At 37.4% G+C, this 26,999-nt stretch carries 23 protein-coding genes; 16 read left to right on the forward strand and 7 right to left on the reverse strand.

The annotated features are described in order from the left end of the window. Positions 1–75 precede the first annotated feature (75 nt). Complete coding sequence (locus PR683_RS00005) at positions 76–954, reverse strand: aminoglycoside 6-adenylyltransferase (protein ID WP_123382151.1); 879 nt, start codon at positions 952–954, stop codon at positions 76–78. 400 nt (positions 955–1,354) lie between these two features. Here PR683_RS00005 and PR683_RS00010 point away from each other — a divergent pair, with 400 nt between their 5' ends. From PR683_RS00010 to PR683_RS00030, 5 genes are all read left to right on the forward strand, one after another. After that, positions 1,355–2,200, forward strand: a complete 846-nt coding sequence (locus PR683_RS00010) for a hypothetical protein (RefSeq protein WP_272581602.1) — start codon at positions 1,355–1,357, stop codon at positions 2,198–2,200. A gap of 498 nt (positions 2,201–2,698) precedes the next feature. Next, positions 2,699–3,739, forward strand: a complete 1,041-nt coding sequence (gene nadA / locus PR683_RS00015) for a quinolinate synthase NadA (protein ID WP_004909097.1) — start codon at positions 2,699–2,701, stop codon at positions 3,737–3,739. Between the two features lie 65 nt (positions 3,740–3,804). Beyond that, positions 3,805–4,527, forward strand: coding sequence for a nicotinamide riboside transporter PnuC (gene pnuC, locus PR683_RS00020; RefSeq protein WP_109912823.1), 723 nt, complete (start codon positions 3,805–3,807; stop codon positions 4,525–4,527). Positions 4,528–4,882: 355 nt separating this feature from the next. Further along, complete coding sequence (aroG, locus tag PR683_RS00025) at positions 4,883–5,938, forward strand: 3-deoxy-7-phosphoheptulonate synthase AroG (RefSeq protein ID WP_109912822.1); 1,056 nt, start codon at positions 4,883–4,885, stop codon at positions 5,936–5,938. A 416-nt stretch (positions 5,939–6,354) separates the two neighbouring features. Then, complete coding sequence (locus PR683_RS00030) at positions 6,355–7,275, forward strand: hypothetical protein (RefSeq protein WP_117162190.1); 921 nt, start codon at positions 6,355–6,357, stop codon at positions 7,273–7,275. A gap of 65 nt (positions 7,276–7,340) precedes the next feature. On the opposite strand, the gene PR683_RS00035 is transcribed toward PR683_RS00030, so the two are convergent. Both PR683_RS00035 and gpmA read right to left on the reverse strand, forming a co-directional pair. After that, on the reverse strand, positions 7,341–8,081 hold the full coding sequence (locus PR683_RS00035) for a hypothetical protein (protein ID WP_109910947.1): 741 nt from the start codon (positions 8,079–8,081) through the stop codon (positions 7,341–7,343). A gap of 173 nt (positions 8,082–8,254) precedes the next feature. Further along, entirely contained in the window at positions 8,255–9,007 is a 753-nt protein-coding gene (gpmA, locus tag PR683_RS00040; protein ID WP_004909107.1) for a 2,3-diphosphoglycerate-dependent phosphoglycerate mutase, read from the reverse strand. A 927-nt stretch (positions 9,008–9,934) separates the two neighbouring features. Between gpmA and PR683_RS00045 the strand changes: the two genes are divergently transcribed. The 7 genes from PR683_RS00045 (at position 9,935) to PR683_RS00075 (ending at position 19,103) form a co-directional block, all read left to right on the forward strand. Continuing rightward, on the forward strand, positions 9,935–10,381 hold the full coding sequence (locus PR683_RS00045) for a hypothetical protein (protein WP_109910949.1): 447 nt from the start codon (positions 9,935–9,937) through the stop codon (positions 10,379–10,381). Between the two features lie 22 nt (positions 10,382–10,403). Continuing rightward, entirely contained in the window at positions 10,404–10,724 is a 321-nt protein-coding gene (locus tag PR683_RS00050; protein WP_004909112.1) for a PTS fructose transporter subunit IIB, read from the forward strand. After that, on the forward strand, positions 10,711–11,829 hold the full coding sequence (locus tag PR683_RS00055; protein ID WP_110731791.1) for a PTS fructose transporter subunit IIC: 1,119 nt from the start codon (positions 10,711–10,713) through the stop codon (positions 11,827–11,829). The genes PR683_RS00050 and PR683_RS00055 overlap by 14 nt, the downstream gene beginning before the upstream one ends. Positions 11,830–11,920: 91 nt before the next feature. Further along, the gene (locus PR683_RS00060; RefSeq protein WP_272581603.1) at positions 11,921–14,506 is read left to right on the forward strand and encodes a glycoside hydrolase family 38 C-terminal domain-containing protein; all 2,586 of its coding nucleotides are present in this window, start codon (positions 11,921–11,923) and stop codon (positions 14,504–14,506) included. Positions 14,507–14,518: 12 nt separating this feature from the next. After that, positions 14,519–16,069, forward strand: coding sequence for a fructose PTS transporter subunit IIA (locus PR683_RS00065; RefSeq protein WP_267751046.1), 1,551 nt, complete (start codon positions 14,519–14,521; stop codon positions 16,067–16,069). Positions 16,070–16,245: 176 nt separating this feature from the next. Beyond that, positions 16,246–16,953 (forward strand): oligogalacturonate-specific porin KdgM family protein, encoded by a 708-nt coding sequence (locus PR683_RS00070; protein WP_117162186.1) that lies wholly within the window; start codon positions 16,246–16,248, stop codon positions 16,951–16,953. A 32-nt stretch (positions 16,954–16,985) separates the two neighbouring features. Further along, positions 16,986–19,103 (forward strand): metallophosphoesterase family protein, encoded by a 2,118-nt coding sequence (locus tag PR683_RS00075; protein WP_272581604.1) that lies wholly within the window; start codon positions 16,986–16,988, stop codon positions 19,101–19,103. A gap of 120 nt (positions 19,104–19,223) precedes the next feature. Here the strand turns inward: PR683_RS00075 and PR683_RS00080 are convergent, their stop codons facing one another. From PR683_RS00080 to modE, 3 genes are all read right to left on the reverse strand, one after another. Next, positions 19,224–20,051, reverse strand: coding sequence for a CPBP family intramembrane glutamic endopeptidase (locus tag PR683_RS00080; protein ID WP_109910955.1), 828 nt, complete (start codon positions 20,049–20,051; stop codon positions 19,224–19,226). Between the two features lie 204 nt (positions 20,052–20,255). Then, a complete protein-coding gene (modF, locus tag PR683_RS00085; protein WP_109910956.1) occupies positions 20,256–21,725 on the reverse strand; it encodes a molybdate ABC transporter ATP-binding protein ModF in 1,470 nt (489 codons plus the stop codon). 139 nt (positions 21,726–21,864) lie between these two features. Next, positions 21,865–22,653: a molybdenum-dependent transcriptional regulator gene (gene modE / locus PR683_RS00090; protein ID WP_004909124.1), complete on the reverse strand. Its 789-nt coding sequence runs from the start codon at positions 22,651–22,653 to the stop codon at positions 21,865–21,867. 218 nt (positions 22,654–22,871) lie between these two features. Here modE and PR683_RS00095 point away from each other — a divergent pair, with 218 nt between their 5' ends. Continuing rightward, positions 22,872–23,024, forward strand: a complete 153-nt coding sequence (locus tag PR683_RS00095) for an AcrZ family multidrug efflux pump-associated protein (protein ID WP_004909125.1) — start codon at positions 22,872–22,874, stop codon at positions 23,022–23,024. 85 nt (positions 23,025–23,109) lie between these two features. Here PR683_RS00095 and PR683_RS00100 read toward each other — a convergent pair whose 3' ends face one another. Next, entirely contained in the window at positions 23,110–24,159 is a 1,050-nt protein-coding gene (locus PR683_RS00100; protein WP_004909126.1) for an ElaD/SseL family deubiquitinase, read from the reverse strand. A gap of 277 nt (positions 24,160–24,436) precedes the next feature. Between PR683_RS00100 and modA the strand changes: the two genes are divergently transcribed. The 3 genes from modA to modC are packed head-to-tail and all read left to right on the forward strand — an operon-like array spanning position 24,437 to position 26,997. Further along, positions 24,437–25,213, forward strand: a complete 777-nt coding sequence (gene modA / locus PR683_RS00105; RefSeq protein WP_109910958.1) for a molybdate ABC transporter substrate-binding protein — start codon at positions 24,437–24,439, stop codon at positions 25,211–25,213. 25 nt (positions 25,214–25,238) lie between these two features. Then, a complete protein-coding gene (gene modB / locus PR683_RS00110) occupies positions 25,239–25,928 on the forward strand; it encodes a molybdate ABC transporter permease subunit (protein ID WP_109910959.1) in 690 nt (229 codons plus the stop codon). A 1-nt stretch (position 25,929) separates the two neighbouring features. Beyond that, complete coding sequence (gene modC / locus PR683_RS00115; RefSeq protein ID WP_004909131.1) at positions 25,930–26,997, forward strand: molybdenum ABC transporter ATP-binding protein ModC; 1,068 nt, start codon at positions 25,930–25,932, stop codon at positions 26,995–26,997. Positions 26,998–26,999: the final 2 nt, after the last annotated feature.

Here is a 26,999-nt window from a genome sequence, read left to right on the forward strand (position 1 = left end):
TACCAATCCAGTAAATGTTCAGCTGCCGAGCCATATCTCGACATGAAAGCACTGCATTCCTTTGCTGTACTTTATTTATCTTATTTCACCAGTTTCTGGAAGTAAGGCGTTATCCTGTAAAATACCAATAAGTAGTTCTTGCATTTTCTCAGCCATAATCTGCATATTATCAAATCCTTGAAGGCTAGCGAGCTCAATAGTTACATCTTTAAAGCAGCGCATTAAACACTGAAGAGACAATGCGGCGCTTTGAGCCGTTCCACAATTAAAAATAACCTCCAATGCCTCGATATAAGGTTTAGGCATCCACTCATGGTAGTTGCGTCCTTTATACCAAACATGTCCACCTTGTAAAGAAACAAGGCGTTCTAGCAGCGTTAAAAAATACTGTTTCATATCCGCACTTCTTGACCATGCGACCCACAACTCATCTCGTGTTAAAGCAATGGTAACTTGATGTGCTTCATGCCAAAAATCAGATACAACGTCAGCGAATTGCGATATTGTTAATTGAGGAGGAGCAAATACTTGTTGGTTAGCACTTTCAGGTAAGCCTTCAGTGATCCCTGTTTTATCGAGTAATACAGTAAAACCACGGGAAAATGTCGTATCTAAACCTTGCTGCTTCATCTTAGATAAGCGCTCAGGCTCAGCAAAAGTGAAATCCACTTTGCGGCCTTCTTCAAAGATCACCAAGCAAGTTGGCCAATCAGGGGCATCCTCTTCAAGATTTAGCAAATGAAGGGCAACCATAGGTCCACCAAACTGATTTATCCAAGACTTCTGATTGAATATTTCAGATGTACCGTGGCCGATCAGCTCGATATCAATATCGGAATAACTATCAACATGTTGATCTCGCCCTCGAGAGCCAGTTAATACCACGGCTTCAATTCTTGGATCGAGCAATGAAACTGAAATAATTTTATTTATTAATAATGCAGGTGATTCCATAACTGACCTAATGAATTAAGTAAGGATGGCTAAGATACCGATAAAGAAGCAGAAAAGCGAAGCTTCAGACGCAAAAAACTACTTAAATGCCCAAGTTTTTTTCGAAGTGAGGGAAAATTGTTAGCGTTTATAGGTGATGTGACAGAATTTAAGCTGTGTTAGTACCAAAATTGCCTTAATTGCGAAAAGCACATTGTGTTAAACATGGGGACGGAAAAAGTACCGTGGTGATATCGCTAATGTAAACTTAATTTAAATTTTACTTTTTGGAAAGTCTCCTGAACTTACGCTGTTTTTTATTATCTGTAGCTATATTTATAAATTATTGTTTCCCTTATTATATATTAAAATAGAATTTTATTTCTTATCAAATTATCATTTATTTTTTAAAGGGAATAAAATGAAAATAAGTATATTAAAACGAGATGATAATCTTTTTGAATTAAAAGATTATCATGAATCCATAAGTGGAAATATAAAAGAACTTCATGTAGAACTAGATACATTAACTGAACAAACATTAAAAATAGAAGCTGAACACGAGAGTATATTCCTTGCCGAAAGTTATAAGTTGGAAAGTAAACTAACATATGTTGAATATATTCAATCTAAAATATATATTGATAGAGTTAAAGTTTATATTCATACCGTTAAGAATGCTCTAGATAAATATAAGCAACTGCAAGATGAATTGCGCTTTTATATTAAAAACCCAGAAGAGATAAAAAACATTACACCAAATATCGCTGAGTGTTATGACAATGTGACAGAAAGCATTCGTAATTATCCATCCATTAGTTCTAGATTACACAGATTGTTATCCACGTTTGACTCGAAGGTTAGCCAGTTGATCACTGATACTAAAGAATATACTTTAACTTTTCACTCTTCCTTGGCTAATTTAAGATACACTGCAAGTGATATATCTTATTCGATAGGAAGTTTACAGCAATATAAACAATCGGATGAGGAATTAGAGATTAATAATGCTGAGAATGATGAACTTGAAATTATTACTGAGTATAGGCAAAAAATGGATATGTCGAGTGATAAATTAATACAAGATAGTACTAAAGAGGGTGATGCTATTAGTTACGAAAACAAAATAAAATCTGAATTACATATTGAGAGTGGAAATTTGACCGAGAATATTGCAGGGTTTTACAGTAGAGAGAAAATTCTATCTAATATAGTAAGTCATAATAATATTATAGAATCCATTTTTCTACCTGTACCAATATATTAGTTGCATATCTTCCTTTGATTTATCATACCTGTCTACAGTACAAGTCGGCAGGTTGTAACTTTTTTATTTCATGACATTTATACCCGTGACTCTTCAAGTTGCAGGGCATTTCGTTGAGGTATAAGTGACTACGCTCGTCGAGCCACAGAGTTTATCTATGCACTCCGTCTATTTTCCTTGTCGCCTGCCCGCAACCCGAATTATTGGGGGATATAAAATTAACGTGTACGATCCCTATTACATATACAAGTTAGCCTCTTAATTAAACACCATCTATTGATAAATCAAAGAGGAATCAACTTTTGCTTTCATGCAGGGTATATCCTTTGAGGAGAATCGCTAATGGGGAGGAAATGATGCTAGATAAGTAAAAATAGTGAAGACTTATTGAGCAAATTAGCGTATCGTGTTTAGTATATAAAACAAAAATTGTGAATTTAGGCGGTTTTTAGCTTGGTTTAACTATTAAAATCGCTTTTTGCTAAACAGAGGCAACCAATGAGCGTGTTTATCGATTTTGACCAGTCAGTTTATCCATTCCCAGCAAAACCCGCACGATTAAGCTCGGATGAAAAATCATTTTATCGGCAGCGGATCAAATCGCTTTTGTTCGAAAAAAATGCGGTGATCGTTGCACATTACTATACTGACCCTGAAATTCAAGCATTGGCTGAAGAAACGGGGGGTTGTGTCGCAGACTCTCTTGAAATGGCGCGTTTTGGTGCAAAGCATTCGGCATCAACTTTGGTTGTTGCTGGGGTGAAATTTATGGGCGAAACTGCAAAAATTCTCAGCCCAGAAAAGCAAGTCTTAATGCCGACATTAGAAGCCCAATGTTCCCTTGATATTGGTTGTCCTGAAGCGGAGTTTATCCGTTTTTGTGATGAGCACCCAGATAGAACCGTAGTGGTGTATGCCAATACCTCTGCAGCAGTTAAAGCTCGGGCTGATTGGGTTGTGACCTCAAGTATCGCAGTGGAATTGATTGAACACTTAGACAGCTTAGGTGAAAAAATTATTTGGGCTCCTGACCGCCATCTCGGACGTTATGTTCAACAGCAAACTGGGGCAGATATTCTGTGTTGGCAGGGGGCTTGTATTGTTCATGATGAATTTAAAACGCAATCATTAGAAAAAATGAAAGCACTATACCCTGAAGCAGCGGTATTGGTGCACCCTGAATCACCCCAAGCGATTGTCGACCTAGCGGATGCGGTTGGTTCTACAAGTCAATTAATTAAAGCAGCACAAAATTTACCTAACCCATCGATGATAGTGGCGACGGATAAAGGTATTTTTTACAAAATGCAGCAAGCTTGCCCCGAGAAGACGCTTTACATCGCTCCAACAGCGGGTGAGGGCGCTACATGCCGTACTTGTGCACATTGCCCTTGGATGGCAATGAATGGCTTAAAAGCGATTGCTGACGCCTTAGAAGGGAATACGCAAGATCATCAAATTCATGTCAGTGAGATATTACGAGAAAAAGCATTACGACCATTAAATAAGATGCTAGATTTTGCAGAGAGTCTAAAATAATAAATACAATTTTAATGAAGTACTGAGCAATACAACATTAACGATCACTTATAAAGGATTTTGGGATGGATTTCTTTAGTACAGCCAATACGTTAGTGCAGATCCCGCTATGGGGTTCAGTTTATGATTTATCTTACATTGAAGCCGTGGGGACCATTGCCGGCTTACTTTGTATCTTGCTTGCCAGCTTAGAAAAAACGATTAATTATCTGTTTGGGCTAATTAACGTTTCTCTGTTTGCAGTTATTTTCTTTCAAATTCAGCTATATGCAAATTTATTGCTACAGATATTTTTCTTTGTCGCCAATATTTATGGCTGGTATGCATGGAGTAGGGTCACCAGTTCGCAGCAAGCAGAGTTAAAAATTCGTTGGTTGAGCTTACCAAAAGCGGCTATAACACTGGTTATTTCAGTCGTTGCTATTATTTATCTCACATTTAATATTGATGCAGTATTTGGCGTACTAGCAAGATGGGCAGTCGAGTTGTTAAATCTGTTTGGTGCCAACCTTGCGATGCCTACGATAGAACCGGATGCATTCCCATTCTGGGATTCTGCAATGACCATACTTTCTGTCGTCGCAATGATCTTGATGACGCGTAAGTATGTAGAAAACTGGCTACTGTGGGTCATTATTAATGTGATTAGTATTGTTATTTTCTTTATTCAAGGTGTTTATGCGATGTCTTTAGAATACTTAATTTTGTTAGGTATCGCGGTCAATGGCTCCAGACTTTGGATAAAATCAGCTAAAGAGAATGGCTCCTCACCAATTTCGCGTATTTAGCCAGAAAAAATCCGATAAAACGGCTAAAGTGACATCATCGTTGTTTAGCTGTTTTAGTTATTCTTTGCTCTGCTAAATGGGTTTTTAGCTTGTTTATTGTGCTAAATATCAGCCTTTCACCTCATTTTATAATTAGCGATTAATAAAACCATGGTTTTATCGTGCGTTTGCCTGTTTACAGACTTCGGTTGAACGGTTAGATTAAAAATTCGATGCTAATTATCTTGTAAGTTTTTTAAGTCCAGTGAAGTCATTCACCGTTCCGCTCAACGCTTTACTCAAGCGCAGTAACTTGGGAGAAACCTAGCATGCAAATCAACTACAGTAAAAAATAATAAACATTGGATATACGGGTATGAATTATCAGAACGATGACGTCAGAATAAAACAAATAAAAGAATTATTACCACCAATTGCTCTGCTTGAAAAATTTCCAGCAACCGATAAAGCTGCGTTTACCGTTCATGAAGCACGCCTCGCTATCCACAATATTTTAGCAGGCAAGGACGACCGTTTGGTTGTCGTCATTGGGCCTTGCTCAATCCATGATACTAAAGCGGCTTTAGAGTACGCAGAGCGTTTAGGTAAATTGCGTGAAGAACTTAAAGGTTCTTTAGAAATTGTCATGCGTGTATATTTTGAAAAGCCGCGCACCACAGTGGGTTGGAAAGGGTTGATCAACGACCCTAAAATGGATTGTAGCTTTGATATTAACGAAGGTTTGCGTATTGCACGTGAATTGCTGTTAACAATCAATAACCAAGGTTTACCGACTGCAGGTGAATTCTTAGATGTTATTAGCCCGCAATATGTTGCAGATTTGATGAGTTGGGGAGCAATCGGTGCTCGTACGACGGAATCACAAATTCACCGTGAATTAGCGTCAGGTTTATCTTGTCCTGTCGGTTTTAAAAATGGTACCGATGGCACGATTAAAATTGCCATTGATGCAATTAATTCAGCGCGCTCAGCTCATTGTTTCTTATCGGTCACTAAATGGGGGCATTCTGCCATTGTGAACACTAGCGGAAACCCTGATTGTCATATTATTTTACGCGGCGGTAAAGAACCAAATTACAGTGCTAAACATGTACAAGAAGTACGTGAAGGGCTAGAAAAAGCAGGGCTTGTACCGAGTATTATGATTGACTTTAGCCATGCGAATAGCTGTAAAAAATTCGAGAAACAAATGGAAGTGGCGACCGATGTGAGCGAGCAAATCCGTAATGGTGACCGTTCTATTACAGGGATTATGATTGAAAGTAATCTTGTTGAAGGTAACCAAAACTTAGAATCGGGCGAGCCATTAGTTTATGGTAAAAGTGTCACTGATGCATGTATTGGTTGGGATGATACTGAAAAAGTTTTACGTCAATTATCTGATGCAGTGATTACACGTCGTACGAAATAAATATCTTCTTTTTAAAATAAAAAGCTAATTCTATAATTGAATTGGCTTTTTTAATATTTATATAATTATAAATATTAAGCTCTCTAGTTTCAATCCATATGAAATATATTATTTTCATTTTTAATGTTTGTGTGTTATTAAATATTAAATAAAAATTTGTTTATTTTATTAGGTTGGGTTAAATTGATTTTAAACCTAATTATTGAAGTGTGATATTTTTTATTCACTATCTTAGTTGTTAGATTTTATTTGGCTCTTAGAGGCTTATTTAATGGAATGATTTTTTAATTTTACTAGCAAATATGCTTTTCTAGAATCTATGGTTAATTTTATCAATTTATTAAGTGTAATTTAGTGAAAGTTATTTTGTTAAATTTAGTTATGATTAAATAAATATGGAAAGTAAAGGAAATAAAATGGAAAAAAATATCAAAATTGAATTGAATCGTAATATATATATGAGAATAAATTCACATGATTTAGGTGTGTATATTGATTCTGGAGAGAAAATTTATCATATAATGAGTAACAGTACAGAAAAATACATTAAAATTTTTTCTGATAAGAAAGATATGGGGGAGATTAGTGAAAAAAAATTACAGCAGATTAAAGATTATATTCTAGAAGTTAATAATTATGCTATTGGAACACTAAAGCAGATAAGTAGTATAATTGATTTCAAGGAAATGATTATCAAATATTTTAATTCTGAAAGCCTTGATGAAAGAGAGTCATTACTTAAAGAATTAAGTGAACATGGAAGTAAATTAGTTAAAGAAGAGCCTTATTTAAAGTATGTATTCGATGTTATTGATACTGATGGAATGAATGATAAACTATTTCATGAATTGAAGTCAATTGACAATGAATTTTCAGAACTAGCTAAAAACTCTAGGTATGGAAGTAATAGTGTACATTCTTTAGTTAATAATGTTAAGGAATTTCTTGCGGATAAAGAAGCTTTTTATTCGGATTATATTGGCGAACTAAACAGTAATCAGAAAATGGTTGATTTGTATGATTCAATGGCAAAAAATTATCAGAAACAAATATTTGATAAGTGTCTTCAGGGATCTCTAACGGAAGCAAGAGAAATAGAAACCAAATATAACGATACTATAAGTAACCGAGATATTTTCGAGTCTCATATAACTCATACTAAATCAACGATGAAAGCGTACAAAGAGGCGATTAGAAAACAAGAAGCTGGAACTCAAAACTTTGTTTCTGTTATGGCAGGTTTTGCTCCAGCAGATATGAGTTTTGGGGTGAGGAATGATCATCAAATTAATTCACTCAGCCATACACAGATTATTCACCCAGCTATATACAACTAATAGTAAAATTTAATTAATAAAATTCTCTGTCAATATATTTATTGGCAGAGAATATTATCCTCTAGCTATTTTTGTATTTTACTCAATAACTCCATTAGCTTAGCTTTCTCTTCAGATGTTGCATTAGCTGGCGTTGCCGTTAATTGCAATACTTCATTGTCGGTCTGAACATCGAAATGCACTTTTCCTTTTTCACCTTTCACGTAAGTGACATCTTTTAAGGGAATACGGTAACAATGAGCAAAAATATTGGGGCGAATATATAAATGAGCATCTTTGACGGCTAAATAAACGCCATCTCCCGCTTTTTTGCCGAAGTAACCAAGAAAAATGGTAAAAACAAACAGGAACATCCCTAAACTTTGGCTTAATATAATGAAAGTGATACTGATTAAACCAAGTGCGCCGACTAAAATACGGTTATTACGTTTGTTGAACTCAACACGTTGGTCAAATTGAACATTTAAAGATGTATCAAATTGGTTTAGTTGATGATAGCGCCAGCGGATCGCAGAGAAAATCATTCCCATAGTAAATACAATGGTGATTGGCATCAATGCTAGGCTACTTAATATCGTAAGAACAATGGATAACCGAGGTTTATAAGCCATCACCATCATACTAATAATTTGTACTGGAAAGCTGACACAGGCAATGATCATTAAGGTTTTCATCAGCTCAGCATTAGCTGCACCATTTGAACCATCAACGACTAATTCGCCACCTTGGATCATATACAGCAGAGAGCCTAAGATACTGGCGCTCAATACAAGACCAACCCAAACATACATATTAAATTTGTTCATTTTGTTGTTTTATCAACCTTTCAATGTGTTTTCCCTATGATAGCCGCTTATTCCTCTTTCTAAAACTAACAGTTAGTGTTTTTTGTTATAGAGGGAATAAGGTCATATTTCAGATAATAAAAAAGGGCTAAGCAAATGGCTTAACCCTTCTGTATTAAAGATAAAGTAAGTAATTACTTCGCTTTACCTTGGTTTGCAACTGCAGCTTGTTTAGCAGCGATTTCATCTTGGTTACCTAGGTAGTAACGTTTGATTGGTTTCATGTTTTCATCGAATTCATAAACCATTGGTACCGCAGTTGGGATATTTAATTCAAGAATTTCATCTTCACTTAAGTTGTCTAAGTGTTTAACTAAAGCACGCAGTGAGTTACCGTGAGCGGCAATGATCACTTTCTCACCACTGGTGACACGTGGTTTGATCACTTCTTCCCAATAAGGGACAACACGTTCAATTGTTGTTGCTAAGCTTTCAGTGACTGGTAATTCGTTTTCTGACAGTTTCGCATAGCGAGGGTCGTGGCCAGGGAAGCGTTCATCATCTTTAGTCAGGTCAGGTGGTGTGATGGCAAAGCCACGACGCCATAATTTAACTTGTTCGTCACCGTATTTTGCTGCGGTTTCTGATTTGTCTAAACCTTGCAGAGCACCGTAATGACGTTCATTTAATTTCCAGCTTTTTTCGACTGGTAACCATGATTGTTCAACTTGATCAAGGATGTTCCATAAAGTATGGATAGCGCGTTTCAGAACGGAAGTGTAAGCAAAATCAAAAACAAAACCTTCGTCTTTTAGCAGTTGGCCTGCAATTTTTGCTTCTTCGCGGCCTTTATCAGACAGTTCTACGTCAGTCCAACCTGTGAAGCGGTTCTCTTTGTTCCACTCACTTTCACCGTGTCTTACTAAAACCAGTTTAGTTACAGCCATAGCTAAAACTCCTATCAGTACATTCTAATTAGAAATGAATTGTTGCTGACCTACATTATAGGGATAGTCAACTCGAACGCCAGTAGCAACTTGCGTTTTCTCCCTATCTATGTGAAAAACAAATTTTACATGAGGGTAATGACTTGTTTTCTAAGTTTGTAGATCCTGTGGATACTCTAAATTTAACTCGAATTGAATCGATACAGCAAGCGATAAAATGACGGTTTGTACATTCTTATGATGGATATCAAGCAAAGTGCCTAATAACTTTAAGGCAAAGAACAGGCAGTTGGTTGTTTTTTTACAAATTACTGATGATTGCTGTTTAAACCAAGTTTGTTTTTTCACCATAAGTTTTTTGTTCGGTGATTGAGGTACACTGACTCGTTTGAACATTGTGCTTGAAGTCGTGAGTTTGTAATGGTCCAATGAACTGATAACATTGAAAATGTTATCAGCTTTTGATGAATTACATTGTCTCACTTATTGAGCAATATAAATTTAATGAGTTAAGCATTAATCAATACTTCATTATTCTGACCTATCTTAAATTTGTTATTTTTCAAATTTTTTATTTCATTAAATTCCGTTTAATTAAGCTTGTGGGTTGAATCGCATTCTATATAAAAATGCATAAAAATACTTTTTTTGAATTAATATAAAGAAGCCAGATTAATAATTTATATTATTGTGGAATTTCCAGTTTTTTATTCTTTTGCTTTTTTTACTAAAATATATTTTTAAAATAAAAATATTTTTATAATTTAATCTAAGTCATTAATAATCAATTTATTATTAATTAACGAAGGTCGTTAATAAGGTTTTGACGGTTTTAATTTATATCTATTTTAATAAATGAGTGTGGAATCACAGTAATTTTCTATTTTATACGTTTAGAATGATGCCAATTTCTAAAGGGGAAACACGATGTCTTTACATTTTGCTTCATTTTTTAAGACCTGCATTTTATTTTTGCTGTCACTTGATAGCAAAATGAAGGCTTTATTGAGCAAAATTTGCTGGTTTGTTCCCGTTACCTCTTTAGAAAAAGACGAATCCGAATACCCTAACCAATTAGAAAATGATTTTTCAGTTAATTGGTCGCAATTATGGCTGAGTGCACAGACGCTTTATACCGAATTATTTGCTAGCGGTGTGGTTAAAGTAGAAAGAAAGTATTACGTAAAGCCATTAATATCACTGAATATTCGTAAGCGTTACGAATTGCTATTTTTGTTCCTTGTTTCTAGTTTACGTCACATGATGACTTGCCGTCATTCTAGTGGTGCGCCTGGAAATTTGGCTAATTTAACTTTAATTGTCTTTCAAAAGCACAATGCGCGTTTTCGCCATTGTGCTTTTTTTATTACCTGAATTAAATTTTTAAGGAGTTGTTATGTTTATTATCTGTGTCGCTGCTTGTCCTACTGGTGTTGCTCATACTTATATGGCAGCGGAAGCATTGGATATCGTAGGGAAAAAACGTGGTCACGAAATCAAAGTTGAGACCCAAGGGAGTATGGGAATTGAAAATGAAATTACCAGTGACGACTTAGCAAGAGCAGATGCGGTCATTTTGGCTGCTGATGTCGCTGTTATTAATAAGGAACGATTTGATGGAATGATTAAGCTTGAATGTAGCGTTGCTGATCCAATTAAGTATGGCGATGCAATTATTGATGCCATCGAGGAGGAAATGAAGAATGGGGCAGTTTAATGGTGCGTCTAAATTAGGTATTGGTACGGAAATTAAAAATGCCATTATGACTGGTGTGTCATGGATGCTGCCATTTGTTATTGCTGGTGCGGTAATTATGGGGATAGCGCGTATTGGTGCATCTTTATATGGCATTGATAATATTTGGGATGCAAGCCATCAGGATGCGACAAATTTTGTGGTGCAAATGCTTCATAAATTTGATGGTTTTGGTGGGTTAGCGTTATCACTCATGTTACCCATTGTTGCGGGTTATATCAGTTTTGCGATTGCGAATAAACCCGGACTAGCGCCAGGCATGGTTGGCGGCCTATTGGCTAGCAATTTAGGGACGGGGTTTTTAGGTGCATTAGCGGCAGGATTTATTGCGGGTTACATTGTTCGTTTATTAGCGAAATATACGAAATTACCCAAATCACTTGCATCAGCAGGACCTATTTTTATTTTACCAGTCGGGGGTACATTACTCACCTGTATTATTATGGCATTTGTGATTGGTGCACCTTTAGCGGCACTTAATCATGGTATGGAACAATGGCTTTTATCAATGTCGGGATCTAACAAAATTATTCTTGCTGCCGTTATTGGTGCCATGGTTGGATTTGACCTTGGGGGGCCAGTTAATAAAGCGGCTGTAACTACTGCAATGGCATTATTAGCATCGGAAATTTATGAGCCAAATACTGCGGCTCAAGTGGCTATTATTATTCCCCCAATTGGCATTGGCTTAGCAACGTTAATTTGGGCAAAACGTTTTCCTGAGTCATTACGAGAGGCTGGCAAAGCGTCGACATTAATGGGGTTAATTGGTGTTTCAGAGGGTGCAATTCCATTTGCGCTGGCAAATCCAAAAATTATTATTATTAATATAGTTGGTGCAGCAACAGGTGCGGCGATGGCAGTTGGTTTAGGTGCGATAAACCATGCGCCTATTTCAGGGTTTTATGGCTGGTTGGCCGTAGATAAATGGCCGATATATATATTATCGGTTGCTGTAGGATCTGGAATTATCACTGTTGGTTCTTTATTAATATTTCGTGGAAATAAAACGATAGAAACTAAAAAAATAGAAACGGCGATTCCTAAATTTAAAGTCGGACGTTAATTAGAACTTTATCTTAATAATCTTATGCTGTGTTAATTAGCGTGAATAACGTGACGGGTTTGTTCTGCTAAAAATATTTTAAGGTCATAAAATGAAAACGGTACATTTAATTCAACATACGCACTGGGATCGTGAATGGTATTTCACTGAGAATGATTCAAAAATTGTTCTTTATTATTTCATGAATGATTTAATAAAACATTTAGAAGAAGACCCTTCTCTTGGCCCATTTGTCTTAGATGGACAGACTGTAGTGTTGGAAGATTATTTACAGGTTGCACCAGAAAGGCGTGATTGTTTACAGAAATTAATTAAACAAGGTCGAATTCTTATTGGGCCTTGGTATACACAAACGGATTTTTTAGTGGTGGGAGCTGAATCCATTACGCGTAATTTATTATTGGGCAAAGCCGATTGTGATCAATGGGAAAATTATATGCCAATAGGTTATGTGCCTGATTCATTTGGACAAAGTTCGCAACTTCCAATGTTTTTACAAGAGTTTGGCATTAACCATGCGGTGGTATGGCGCGGCTGGTGTGAACATGATGTTGCCAGTAGTGAATTTATTTGGAAATCGCAGTCAGGCCATCGAGTCACTACGGCGGTATTACCTTGGGGGTATGGTTGTGCGAAATGGTTGCCTGATAACCCGGAAAAAGCGTCAGCTGTTTTGCCTGCAATCCTAGAAAAACAGGCTCGGTTTGCTCATTCGGACCAGATATTGTTACCTAATGGTAATGACCAGTCGCCATTTGAGTATGCCGTTCCTAGAATGCTTGAGCAGCTAAATAAAGTACAAAATGACTATTATTTTGTCAAAAGTAGCTTTAGTGCATTTTTTGATGCGCTTCAAGCTAATAGTTCGGGATTACCTGAATTCGAAGGTGAATTACTGAGCTCGAAATATATGCGTGTCCACCGCGGTATTTTTTCCACACGGGTGGATATCAAATTATTAAATGCGCAGTTAGAGCAATTTGTTAGCCAACAACTCGAGCCACTTTTAGCGATTAATTGGCGGCTTGGTTTGCCTTACCCACAAACCGCGATTGATAATATTTGGCGCAAAGCGATGCAGTCGCATGCCCACGACAGTATTGGTGGGTGTAACTCTGATCGTGTTAATAGCATGGTAAAAGCGCGCTTAAAAGACGGCTTAGAAAGTGCGAATCAACTGTTTGATCTGAATATGAAAATGCTTGCTCGTGGGATAGAGGCGACCCAAGAAGGTAAAAAAGTGATTATCTTCAATTCATTACCACATAAAAGAGATGCGCAGGTTCGCATTACACTTTATACACCTGAAAAACAATTTTGTATTAAGGACGATGCAGGAAGACCTTGCCGCTGGCAACTTATTCGCGAAGAAAAACAAGATATGTCATTGATCGTACAGGAACTGGCAAATAGTACGACAACGACATGGTATCGGAAGTGTGAAATATTACTTGAAGCGAAAGACCTGCCTTCTTGTGGTTATCGGACTTTTTATTTACTTGAAGGTGAAAATGCGGGCTTTGACACTCCTACCCATATTCAGGCTGAGAATATATTAGAAAATGAATGGTTGAAGCTCGAAATACATCAAGGGCAGTTGACGCTAACCGATAAACGCAGTCAACAGCATTATCCGAACATTCTTCGGTTAATTGATGGTGGGGACGCAGGGGATAATTATAACTATTCGCCACCTGAAAATGATTGGTTAATCAGTAGTGATGGCCATTTAGAGCAATTTGATTGTATCAGGGCGCTTTTAATGGATTCGCTTATGCTTAATTGGCTGATACCCGTTCCTCAAAATGCGATGGCCCGCCAAGAAAAGCAAGCTAATGCGCATTTAACTGCCACCATGAAACTTTCTTTGCCTCATGATAAGGCATGGTTAGATGTCGAAATCACGATCAATAATACAGTCGAAGACCATCGAATCCAGGTAGAGATCCCTACGGTAGTTCAACAGGTGTTTCATTTCGCAGACCAACCTTTTGGTTTGATCCAACGAGAAAATCAGCCAGCTGCCATGAAAATATGGCGAGACGAAAACTGGACGGAAGCACCAACGACACTCTATCCAATGCAAAGTTTGGTAATGCAATATGATGATAAAAAAGGTATGTGTGTTGTTACTAAAGGGCTCAGAGAGTATGAGATACCAGCAAACCAAACCGATATTATTCGCGTAACCCTACTGCGCAGTGTGGGTTGGTTAGGCCAAGCCAATCTCACTTGGCGGCCAGGACGTGCATCGGGTATGGTTCTTCCATCACCAGAGTCACAAATTCAGGGGCTCCATCATTTCCATTTTGCTGTACTGCCGATAGATAATGGTCAAAGTGCCCAACTTTGGCGTGATATTGAGCATTGGCGTTTACCTGCGTTTGGTTACCTAGATTCTGGTTGGTCTCAATTTAAAACTAACCCTCATTATATTGTTTTTCCTGATATTTATAGTTTACTGACGTGGGATAGCGAGCTGCATTTCAGCACTTTGAAAAAAGCACAGAACCAAGAATCACTTATTTTACGAGGGTGGAACCCAAGTAGTGAAACCAAAACTTATTCAGAGCCTAAGTCGAATACACAGATACACCAAGTTACTTTATCGGAGTCTCCATGCATAAATACAGATAAAGCAGCCCCTTGTACGCCTGTGTCTTGGTTGATTAATTAATAAGGAAAAGTAATGAAAGTACTTACATTTCGTTGTGAGTTACCAAATGGTATTCATGCAAGACCAGCGAGTGCAATTGAGCAAAAAATAGCTTGTTTTCAATCAGATATTTTACTTTTTAATAAAAGTAAACAACGCCAAGCCAATGCGAAAAGTGTGCTGGCTCTTGTTGGTGCAGATGTCACTGTTGGTGACGAATGTTATTTTACAATCAGTGGAAATGATGAAAATCTAGCTTATGAAAAACTAAAAATATTTATTGAGCAAGAGTTTATTCATTGTGATGGATTAATGCCGAAAAAAGATAAACCAGAACAAGGAATGATCCCGATATATCTGAGCCGGACACTATCCCAAATTATTCAGGGTGACGGTGTTAGCAAAGGTATTGCAAAAGGTAGGTCTATTTATATGGAATCTTTTGATTTACAAAAAATTTCATTATCAGAGCCATCGAGTTCACAATCAGAGCAATGTGAAATACTAAAACTTGCGTTACAAAGAGCTCGTCAGCAATTTAGTCTAGACATTCAGCAAGCTGATAAAGCAGCGGTTGATATTCTAGAGGCACAAAGCCAATTATTGGATGATGAGGATATTGAAGCCTGCTTGCTTGAACCAAGAGAGGCACGTAATGCGATTGCGGCGTTATCAATGGCAATTGAGGAACTCAGCTTGCCATTTCGAAGCAGTAGTAATGAATATTTACGCCAACGTGAGTTAGATATTAAGGATTTGGGATTGCGTATAGCGAGGCATCTTGGTATTCAATCTAAAATACAACTTCCTAAATTAACAGAAGATTCGATTATTATTTGTCAAGGATTACTAACTCCAAGCGAATTATTGGCATTGAGAGGTGAATATTTGCAAGGTATTGTGATGGCTACAGGCGCAGAAATATCACATACCGTTATTTTAGCGCAATCTTTCTCTCTTCCTTTAATATGCCTTTCATCCTCTATGATTGAATCAATCCAATCTGCTCATGTTTTATTGGTAGACACGCAATACGATTTATTAATTATTGAACCTGATGTATATGCAGATAATTGGTTCAAGCTTGAAAAATATAAATTATCTCATTTGGCTATTTCTACGAATAAACCAAAAATTAATTATTCAGTATTGGATCCGTCTTTAATTTTTCTTGATGAAAAAATGGAAAGTAAAGAGGAAGTCATTAAACGATTAACTGATAATTTAGAGATTAATCATCGAGCTGATTCAGGGGCACAAGTTGAACAAGCAATATGGCAGAGGGAAGAAATTTTTAGTACGGCATTAGGTTTCTCAATTGCAATACCGCACTGTAAATCACCTTTTGTTAAACATAGTAGTATTTCAGTATTGCGTTTACCGAATGAGCTAGCGTGGGGAGACAATGTTGATGTTAAATTGGTAATTATGCTAACAATTAATGATTCAGATGAAAATCAGCATATGCGAATCTTTTCTGTTCTCGCACGTAAATTAATGCATGAGTCTTTTAGAAATGAAATATTAAATGCGAAAAAATCAAAATATATTGTTGATTTATTAAAGTTGGAATTAGGGATGTGAGATAAGAATATAAAATAATTTTAAAATTTTAATAAGGTTAATTTTCTTTTAAGTTACTTAAAGGGATGGGATGGTTTTTTCAAAAAAATAAGGAGTGTATATACATAAAAGATAACTAATAACTCATTGTTTTAATCGTTAAATAAAAAATAAATATTAATTATAGGAATCAGTTTATGAAAAACTTAACTCTAGGTATCTCTACGTTATTATTTTGCACAGCAGCGAATGCGACATATATTGACTATCGTCATGAATGGTTAGGGGATGAGCATCGTCATGAAGATCGTGTCAAAATTGGCCATAGCATGCAAAATGGAACTTATTTTAGCCTTGAAGGAAAATGGAGAAGCCGAGATGGCGGTTTCGGTGAAAACCTATCATCAAAAGGAAATGAGGTTGAAGTCGGTTATAAATATAAAGCCACAAAAGATTTTGTTTTAACTCCTTCTTTTGCGCTAGATTCAGGAGATAAAGATACAGCTTATAAATTCAGTGTCAAAGCTGCTTATAATTTAACGGATGATTTTAATATTGGAACTCGTTTACGTTATGGCGTAAGGCATTATGATAACTCTAATAAGCCTAAAAAAGATAATCAACATTATTGGCAGAGTAATTTTTATTTAGGTTATAAGTTGCAAGATTTCTCATTAAGTTATGACTTTGAATATAAATTTGATACTGATTATCCCGCATATAAAGGTAAAGAAAAGGATTATGCACATAATCTGAATGTGTCTTGGATTGGTAATAAGACATGGGTTCCTTATATTGAATTAGGCTATGTTTCCTATGATGACAGTTCATACGTCAAAAATGGACAAACTTACCGTGATGCATGGCAGTGGCGTTATCGTGTTGGCATTGCATATAACTTCTGATAGAAATAGTTCATTATCTAAAGGGAACAAATATGAACAATAAATTAAAATATGGTTTTGCCCTTGCATTAATGTCCGTTGGAACTGTCGCAATGGCAAATGACCCTACGGCTCAATCTTATAATTATCGCGTCGCGTTTATGCCCGACATCCATTTTCATGATGTTTATGGGCAGTTTGCTGATAATGCATTTGAAGGATTAAAAAATAGTAAAAGTGGTCAAAATGCCGTTATTCGTTCTATGTATGCGCAATTAACTTCTACGCGTTTATTTAATGAAAATTATTTTGCTCTACGTGCTGCACTTGATGATGCAGGTAAGAAAGGTATTAAACTCATTGCATTACCTGGCGATTTTACCGATGACGGCCAACCTATTCATTTACGTGGGCTAGTGAAAGTCTTGCAAGAGTACGAGCAAAAATATGGTATGCGTTTCTTTGCAACGCCAGGAAATCATGATCCGAACCGCCCATTTGATATGCCAGCAGGAAAGGAAGATTTTCTTGGAATTGATGGTAAAACTCAACGTATCTTTAGTTTAGGGGCTAATGAGTGTACGGGATATAAAGGAAAAACGGCCGTTATAGAAACGGGCGCTGAGTTACCGACAATTTGTACCGAAGAAATGGTATATAGTGGTTATGGTCGAGTGATGGATGCAATGAAATCGTTTGGTATTAATCCACTACCAGAAGATATTTATTGGGAAACGCCATACTCAAACTATGATTCTCAAGGTTACAGCTATGAAGCAGCTTTAAAATCCAGTGATTTTAACCAAAGACAGTATGAAATTTGTACTCAAGGAACAGGCGGTAAATATAAGCAGGAGGGATATGGGCCTTGTTTTAATGTTGCAGACAGTAGTTACCTTGTTGAGCCTACTCCTGGTTTGTGGTTAATGGCCGTTGATGCCAATGTCTATGTTCCTTCTGAAAAAGCAGATATTAACTACCCTAAGGCGGCTAAAAACTTTGCGGGGTCGGGGAATGCGGGTTACAACAAAATGTTGACATACAAACAACAGACTGTTGAGTGGATGGCGGATGTTGCAAAGCGCGCGAAAGAACAAAATAAAACATTAATCACGTTTAGCCATTTTCCGATGGTTGAATTTGATAATGGCGCAGCGGATGACCTTGAAACCATTTTTGGTAAAGGTAAATTTCAGTTAGAAAGGGCTCCAAAAGAAGACACGAGCCATGCAATGGCAAAAACAGGCATCGGTGTTCATGTTGGCGGTCATATGCATTTTAATGATACAGGTGTACGTAAGTATTCGGATGGCAGCTTACTTTTTAATATTCAAGCTCCCTCAATGGCAGCATATGTCCCTGCTTATAAAATATTGAATTTTAGAAATGCCAATGAAATTGATGTGCAAACTATTATAATAGAAGATGTACCTCGGTTTGATGAGTTATTTGAGCACTATCAGCAAGAATGGGATCACCTCAAAAATACCAACTCGTCGCATCTTTGGAATAAAGATATCTTAAGCGCAAATAATTATTATGACTTCACTAATTGGCATATTACTGAACTGACACGTTTACGTTTTATTCCAGAGGAATGGCCATGTGAAATTCGTCAAATGTTATTTAGTTTGAATGGTGAAGAGATGCTTATTTTAAGCCAATTAGATACAAAGAAAGCTTATAATGAAGTATTAACGGCACCATTGAGCCAAAATCATGAAATCTGTGCAAACGACCCTGGGACTGTTAATGTCACCGAAATCTATTTGAAGAAAGACTCTGATGCATGGAAAAAAGCCAGTGATAAAGCCGCTATTCTTGCTAAAAATACAGGGTATCAGTTAAAGGACTTTGCAAAATGGAATGGTTTTGATCTTGCTGTGGATTTTTATCGTTTACGTAATGCAGACGAGCTTGCGTTACAAGATATACCTGTAGAAAGATTAAATCAGTATCGATTCCTCACAGGAACCTTGTTATCGTCATTACCAACTGAGACTGACAAAATTAATGCGGGTAGTTCATTTGAAAATATTTTTAAATTACGTTTTGGCAGTATTTTCACTGTAATTGATAAATATCTACAAGGAAATCCGAGTCGAGATTTTTATCTTAATATTGAGTCTGGTGAAATTAAACCAATGAATGTTAATCAAGCTAGTAATTAGATTAACGATAGATAACATGGCTATAATAATGAAAAATCACTAACATCACTTGTGTTAGTGATTTTTTATGATAAAAATCATCCAGTTTATGGGGGATTATGAATTTTCAATTCGCTAATATTAACTAGTAACCAACTTAAATGGGTAAGTAAAAAATAATAGATGCCCTAAATTCAACCCGAAATGAATTGATACCGCCAGCCATAATTTACCACTCCACATCCAAGCTAAGCCATAAATCAAACCAGCTAACGTAGCAAAGAGAATTAACAACGGCCCACCAGCAAAATGCACTGCACCAAATAACAGTGAAGTAATAACTAATGCGAGGTAAGGTGATTTTAACCAAAGGGTTAGGCGTTGCTGTAAATAGCCACGAAATAGCGCTTCTTCTGCTAATGAAACAAAAAATAGATTACAGAGCATAAAAGCAGGTAACCAACTAGGAAAATGCCATTCAAAGGCTAACCCACCAGCAGCAGTCGCAATTAGCAATAAAAGTGGAACAAAACTAACTAATAGTGCCCATTGAACTTTAGTTGCATGTTTGGCTGGACGGCAAATAAATAATGTTGGTAAGCAGGCAAGTAAAATAAAAGGGACGAGTGCCTTATCAAAATTAAAATACATTGTGAAAGGAGCGCTATGTGTTCCTACTGTGACTTTATCTAGATATTTCAGGTTATTAAAACCAGGAAATAAGTGAATGAATAACCCGATCGCACAGATTAGTAAGGTGATTTCACTGATAATTTTTATGGGTAGGTAGTGTTGGAAACGCAAACGAATAATGGCAATTAACGTAATACAAGCTAAGAGTAGAATCGCTTGCCAATCAATAATGTGTGTGTATGCAGCAGTAATGATTGTGCAGATGAGTAAAAAAAGAGCAATTAAACGATGTGTTGCAAGTGTAGCAAGTGAAGAGGCTAACATTAACCAAGCCATAAAGAATATCCATTATAATGTCTAAATTATTAGAAGAGGCGAAGTGTAATGATTTTGTGTGATTTTTCTAATTGAAAATAACTGAATAATAATAAATTAAACAAAATCAAATGGTTGTAATTAGATAATTTAGTTATCATCTATTAAACATTAGATTAAATTTGCCAATAGTTTCATCGTATCTATTGGCAAATAAGTCAAAAATTAGAGCGCTTCAATATCGTAACGGTATTTTCCATTATCAGGGACAAAAGTGAGCCGATGCGTAATACAAGCAGGGGCATCTTCATGATGATGGGTAACGAACAGGAGTTGTGTGTTACCTTGGCTTAGCATTACATCAATAAACCGCAGTACTAATAATCGGTTAAGACCATCTAAGCCTTGTAATGGCTCATCTAAAATCAGCATGGCAGGGTGTTTAACTAGCGCTCGGGCAATCAAAACTAAGCGCTGCTGCCCCCACGAAAGACTATGGAAAGGTTGCTGAGCTGTTTGTGTTGAAAAACCTAACAAAGCTAACCATTCATGCGCTAATTGTATTTGACGGTCAGAAGGTGCTTGGTACAAGCCAATAGAATCATGAAAACCGGAAATAATGACATTGAGTACACTGGTTGCGACTCGGTATTCTTGGTGAATGCTATTGCTGACATACCCAATATGGCGCTTAATATCCCATATGGTTTCTCCTGACCCACGACGGAGGCCAAATAAGGTTAAGTCATTACTGTACCCTTGAGGGTGATCTCCTGTAATCAAGCTCAGTAACGTTGATTTTCCTGCTCCATTTTCGCCGATAATTTGCCAGTGTTCGTTTGGATTTACCTGCCAATTTAAACCGTGCAGTATCGGTTTGTCATTGTAGCTAACGGTCCCATTTCTCAAAATAATACGAGGCGTTGTATCATCCAGTTTTTCGTCTGCGGTTGGGTCTTCGGTTTCAGGGATGAAAAGATGTTTAATTTTCTCGCTGTGCTGTAATTGTGTGATTAGCGTGTTAGCGAGTACTGACTCTCTATTTCCCGCCATCGTTAGCTTACAGTCTGCGACAACACCCATATTTTCAATAAATTCAGGGAGTTCATCAAAGCGATTTAGCACTAACACCAAGGTGAGGCCTTTTTCAGACAAACTAGAGAGTAGTTCACTAAGATGATTTCTTGAGTAAACATCTAAGCCATCAAATGGCTCATCAAGGATTAGCAAGTCAGGGTTGCCCATTAATGTTTGGCATAATAAAACCTTACGAGTTTCACCGGTGGAAAGGTATTTAAAGCGACGCGAAAGTAAGTCACTGATACCAAAGCGAGCGGCCAGTTCGAGACAAAATTCATTGTCTTTATGGTTAAATTGAATGATTTCAGCAGCGGTATACCCTGTGTCATCTTCATCATCACTGAGCATATCCGTATTGTTGCGCTGCCATTCTTCATTGATGATTTTTTGTAATTGTTCAAATGATAAACGAACTGGAGAGGTGAATGTATTTTTTACGACACCCGAAAGTGGAGGGAGCTCATTGGAAAGCACTCGAGCGAGTGAAGATTTACCGCTGCCATTAGCACCAATAAAAGCCCAACTTTCCCCTTTTTCGATGTTAAGTTGTTGAATGTCTAAAGTCTGGATTTCGCTGAGCTTAAAGTTGCCATGTTGTATTGTTATTGTGCTCATCAAGCTTCCTTATCATGATTATTTACCTTGTCATCTATCACAAATAATCAGGATTGAAGATAAAGTCAACAACTGAACGGCATGGCAGGAAAAAAAAGGTGAATGCTTACTTACTTTTATAGTAAGTAAGCAGGACAAATTAACACAGGGTGGCAATAATCACTTGGTCAGCATTGAATAGTGCAGTAACGCTATTATTAATTTTCAAAGATTGGCTATCAATTTCACTGTTTGGCATGGTTGAACATAAAGTTTCACCGCCTGTGAGTGTCACTATCACTTCGCTGTTCTCATCACCTCTCTCTAAAGTGGTAATTTTCCCTGCAAGGTAGTTATCAAAGCCTGTTGGGTTAGGTTGTTTAGTTATTTTTACCCAAGGTGCTTTAATCAATGCGAGAACTTCTTTACCTTCGGTTAACCCTAAACGGTTAGCACTTTGCTCTGTTAGTGCGGCATTAATCACAGTGCTGTTATCGGCTAAGCGAATTTGTACATGTTGTTGAACTTGCATATGGTCACGGGAAATTAAAGTACCAAAAAATTGGTTACGGGCACTGGTTTGCAATGAAAACCGTGAAATAGCCGCTAATAAGCTGTCTAAAGGGAGATTATCTTCTTTGAGTACATCAAAGGCTTTTTGTTGAATTTGCGCCAGTAAATCATAAAGTTGAAGTAATCTTTCACCATAGTGGGTGAGTGTTGTGCCGCCACCGCCTTTGCCACCTGTTGCTCTATCAACAAGGATATCATCAGTGAGTTGATTCATTTCATTGATGGCATCCCAAGCACTTTTATAGCTGATCCCTGCGAGTTTAGCGCCTTGGCTGATTGACCCTGTCGCTTTAATTTGTTTTAGTAGCGCGATACGGCGAGGATCAGCAAATAAACTGCCCTGTAGTTTCAGTGTGAGTAAAATTTCGGCCTGCATAAATTTCTCCCTTCCGGCGTGGCTGGTGATGACAGACGTAAAAAGCACGTTTAGTATGTCGTTAGTATAATATTTTGTCTAAAATAGTCTCCATTATAACGTAATTGTGCGTTATTATTCTGATTTGATTTATACTCAATGTACTGAGAGTCAAGTTTTCCCTCGTCGGCGTATCTTGTAGGCTGGTGGGCACAGTATCACTGAAGAGGTTTTTTCCTATGTTTGAACTAATTAAAAGTTTGGGTTTTGCCCTGATGATGGTTCCAGTCGTTATGTTTTTGATCATGGGTTTGATCTATGGCTTGGGTGCATTCTTTAACTTACTGTCTAAAGCACATGTACCTCATCATCACAACACTGAAAACAAGTAATTTTTAACAAAATTTCTTATGTGGCTGATTATAGACCCCCTGACTGTAAATGCAGTCAGGGGGTTTTTCATATTGGAGAGGAATTTCATGATGGTCGGTATTCGTTATCGTAGTAAGTAGAAAATAATTGCCGACGTTCATGAAGATTAAATTGCTCTTGTTCATAAATTGTTTTATTTAAGAAATCTTGGTGGAATTGTTTGAGCGTTTTATCAGGATCTTGCTGAATATTTTCAGTTAATTGCTTTATTGCTGCAATAACAAATAATCCACAGCCATTAGGTACGTTCTGTTGGATGTTTCCTTCTATGTAAGTGATATCTTCTTCAGTAACACCGCCCTTTTTGGCTGCCACTGTTATTTCTTTTCGAATATCGGTACTCACGTTATCGTATGAATTAAATAGAATGCATTTTCTTTTATTATTCGCTGATTGATGTATTGGATCTGCCTGATAGAGCACAAATAAGATCCAATGGTTATCATTAACATTGATAGGGAATAATTCGAATTGGTTTAATGTGTTGCTATTCAAGACTTTTTGTTCAATTATTTCTGCTAATAAATTGTATCCGCTTTGGGTGAGGCCTATTGAGTCATTGACCGTCATATTTGATGGCAAAGTTGGGTTATTTTTATTGCTTGCATCAATCTCATCACTTGTTGTCATCCTGTTATTATCCCAAAGAGTGGATTCCGTAGGTTCATTTTTCATCAATAGTTTTGTTAAACCAAGTCTATCAATAACTTTTTCTATTGCAGATCCGACAATATAAAGCAGCTTAGAAGGGGTCGTTAGTTTCGAGTCTTTTAGGTGTTTTTTGGTTTTTGTATTAAGGTGTAATTGATATAATTTTTTGCTAGTTTCTTGTATTTCTTTATCTATACCTTTCTTTGCAGGCAGCTTTCCGCTAAATAAATCAAACAGAATATTTTCTGCTTTTCTTCCCTCACTGTCTTGCCGTAGAGCGATATTGTGTAATAAATCGATACTCTCTAAGTTCCCATTACTAGCCGATTTTGCTAAAGAAGCTAAGGTTTCAGATGCTATTTCTTTATCAAACAGTCCATTAAACTGTTCGACTGTTAATTCTGCCATAAAGTGCGTACTAAGCTTTGTCGGAAAGGCCACCATATAATTACCTTTGCTATGTCATTTGTAAAAGTGGAATGGAATACTGAAATGTGCACAACTTGTGCCGATAAAGTTATAAGGGCAATAGAAAGTTTTCTATAGAAAAACGATTTGGGTACTTGTGTGTTTTTTCATCAGCTAATTTATCCTTTAGGGAAAACATGCAACAAAATTGCATCATTTCTTGCGCCAGCACACTTTTATCGCGAGTTTGACTTTAAGTTATCGCTGTGTCCTGTTATATATAACGTGTCGATTAATACTAGGGTAGATAAAAATGAAAAAAGGTTTGGTATCACTTCTCGCGGGCGCAACATTGACATTAACGATGGCTAGCCACAGTTTTGCAGCTGATAAAATTACGGTTTTTGCCGCTGCATCACTGACTAATGCATTAAATGAAATCTCAGAACAATATAAGAAAGACACCCAAGTTGAAGTTGTTGCTTCTTATGCATCTTCTTCGACTCTAGCTCGTCAAATTGAGCAAGGTGCTCCCGCTAATTTATTCATTTCTGCTGACCAACAGTGGATGGATTACGCTATTGATAAAAAGTTGATGGTCGAAGATACACGCTATACATTATTAGGTAATGAATTGGTGTTAATCGCACCGAAAGATGCAAAAATTGATAAAGTCGAAATCAATAAACAAACGGATTGGAAAAAATTGCTAGATGGTGGCCGTTTAGCCGTTGGTGATCCTGACCATGTCCCTGTTGGTATTTATGCCAAAGAAGCGTTAAGCAATTTAGGCGCATGGGAAACGGTTAATCCACTATTAGCGCGTACGAATAATGTGCGTAGTGGTATGGCATTAGTTGAACGCCAAGAAGCCCCTTTAGGGATTGTTTATGGTTCTGATGCTGTCGCTAGCCAAAAAGTCAAAGTGGTCGGTGTGTTCCCAGCAGATACACATAAACCTGTTGAATACCCAATGGCAATTGTTAAAGATCAAGATAACCAAGCAACGCGTGATTACTATGAATACTTGAAAACCCCTGCGGCTTCAGAAGTATTCAAACGTTACGGTTTTGAACCTCGAACTAAATAAACGTTAAGAGAGCATTTTTTTGCAGATGTTAAGTCCTTATGAATGGGAAGCGATTTACCTAAGCCTAAAAGTATCCAGTGTAGCTGTAATTTTCAGTTTACCATTAGGTATTTTAATTGCGTGGGTATTGGTTCGCTGTAATTTTCCTGGAAAAACACTGCTTGATAGTATTATCCACCTACCACTGGTATTGCCGCCAGTGGTAGTGGGGTACTTACTGTTGATCAGTATGGGTAAACGCGGTTTTATCGGTGAATGGTTATATAACTGGTTTGGCTTTAGTTTTACCTTTAGTTGGCGGGGCGCTGCGCTTGCGTCTGCCGTGGTTGCATTTCCACTAATGGTGCGTGCAATTCGTTTAGCGCTTGAAGCGGTTGACCAAAAATTGGAGCTAGCAGCGAGGACATTAGGTGCGACACCATTACGTGTATTTTTCACGATAACCATTCCGCTATCTCTTCCCGGCATTATTGTCGGAACAGTGTTAGCCTTTGCACGTTCGCTTGGTGAATTTGGCGCCACAATTACTTTTGTTTCGAATATACCAGGTGAAACACAAACCATCCCATTAGCGATGTACACCTTAATTGAAACGCCGGGGGCAGAAGTAGACGCTGCGCGCTTATGTGTCATTGCGATTATTTTAGCCTTGATTTCATTATTGATCTCAGAGTGGCTAACCCGCTGGGGTAAAAAGCGTTTGGGAGTGGCCTAATATGTTAGAACTCGATTTTTCACAAAAATTAGGCGACTTACAGTTAGAAGTTAAAACGCAATTGCCAACGGAAAGTATTACCGCGGTTTTTGGGCTTTCTGGCGCAGGAAAAACCTCGCTTATCAATGTGATAGGTGGGCTAACTAAACCCAGTAAAGGGCGTGTTGTACTCAATCGTCGTACATTGGTGGATGTAGAAAAAGGGATTTGCTTACCGCCCGAACAACGCCATATCGGTTATGTATTTCAAGATGCACGGTTGTTTCCTCATTATCGGGTGAAAAGCAATTTGCGTTATGGCATGGCGCCTGAAATGAAAGCCCGCTTCGACGATATTGTCGGGCTGCTTGGTATTGAAAAATTACTCAATCGCTACCCGATAACCCTTTCTGGTGGTGAAAAACAACGAGTTGCCATAGGTCGTGCATTGCTTACAGCCCCTGAAATTCTCCTGATGGATGAGCCGTTAGCTTCTTTGGATTTGCCCCGAAAACGGGAATTGCTGCCGTATTTAGAAAAGCTTTCTCAAGACGTTAAAATTCCGATTTTATATGTCAGCCATAGTTTGGATGAAATTTTGCGTTTAGCAGATAAAGTCATCGTGATGGCACAAGGTAAAGTTAAAGCCTTTGGCGCCTTGGAAGATGTTTGGGCAAGCAGTGCTTTGCGTCCTTGGCTACAGCAAGAAACGTTAAGCAGTGTGGTCAGTGCAACTGTACATAGTCAACACCCTGATTATGAAATGACAGCGGTGATTGTGGGGAGTCAAAAACTGTGGATCCCACGTGTTAACGCACCACAAGGCACTAACGTTCGGATACGTATTGATGCATCGGATGTATCTTTGGTGCTTGAAAAACCACAAGTGAGCAGTATTCGAAATATTTTGGCCGCAGAAGTGGTTGAATGGATTGAAGATGGCGAACAAGTGGATGTGAAGCTAGATTTAGGCGAAGAACATTATTTATGGGCACGTATTACCCGCTGGGCAAGGGATGAGCTGTCTATTCGTAAAGGTAGAAAAGTGTATGCGCAAGTGAAGGCTGTATCGCTATCTCGTCATCTATAATC

The sequence above is a fragment of the Providencia sp. PROV269 genome (genome assembly GCF_028477785.1).
GTDB lineage: Bacteria > Pseudomonadota > Gammaproteobacteria > Enterobacterales > Enterobacteriaceae > Providencia > Providencia rettgeri.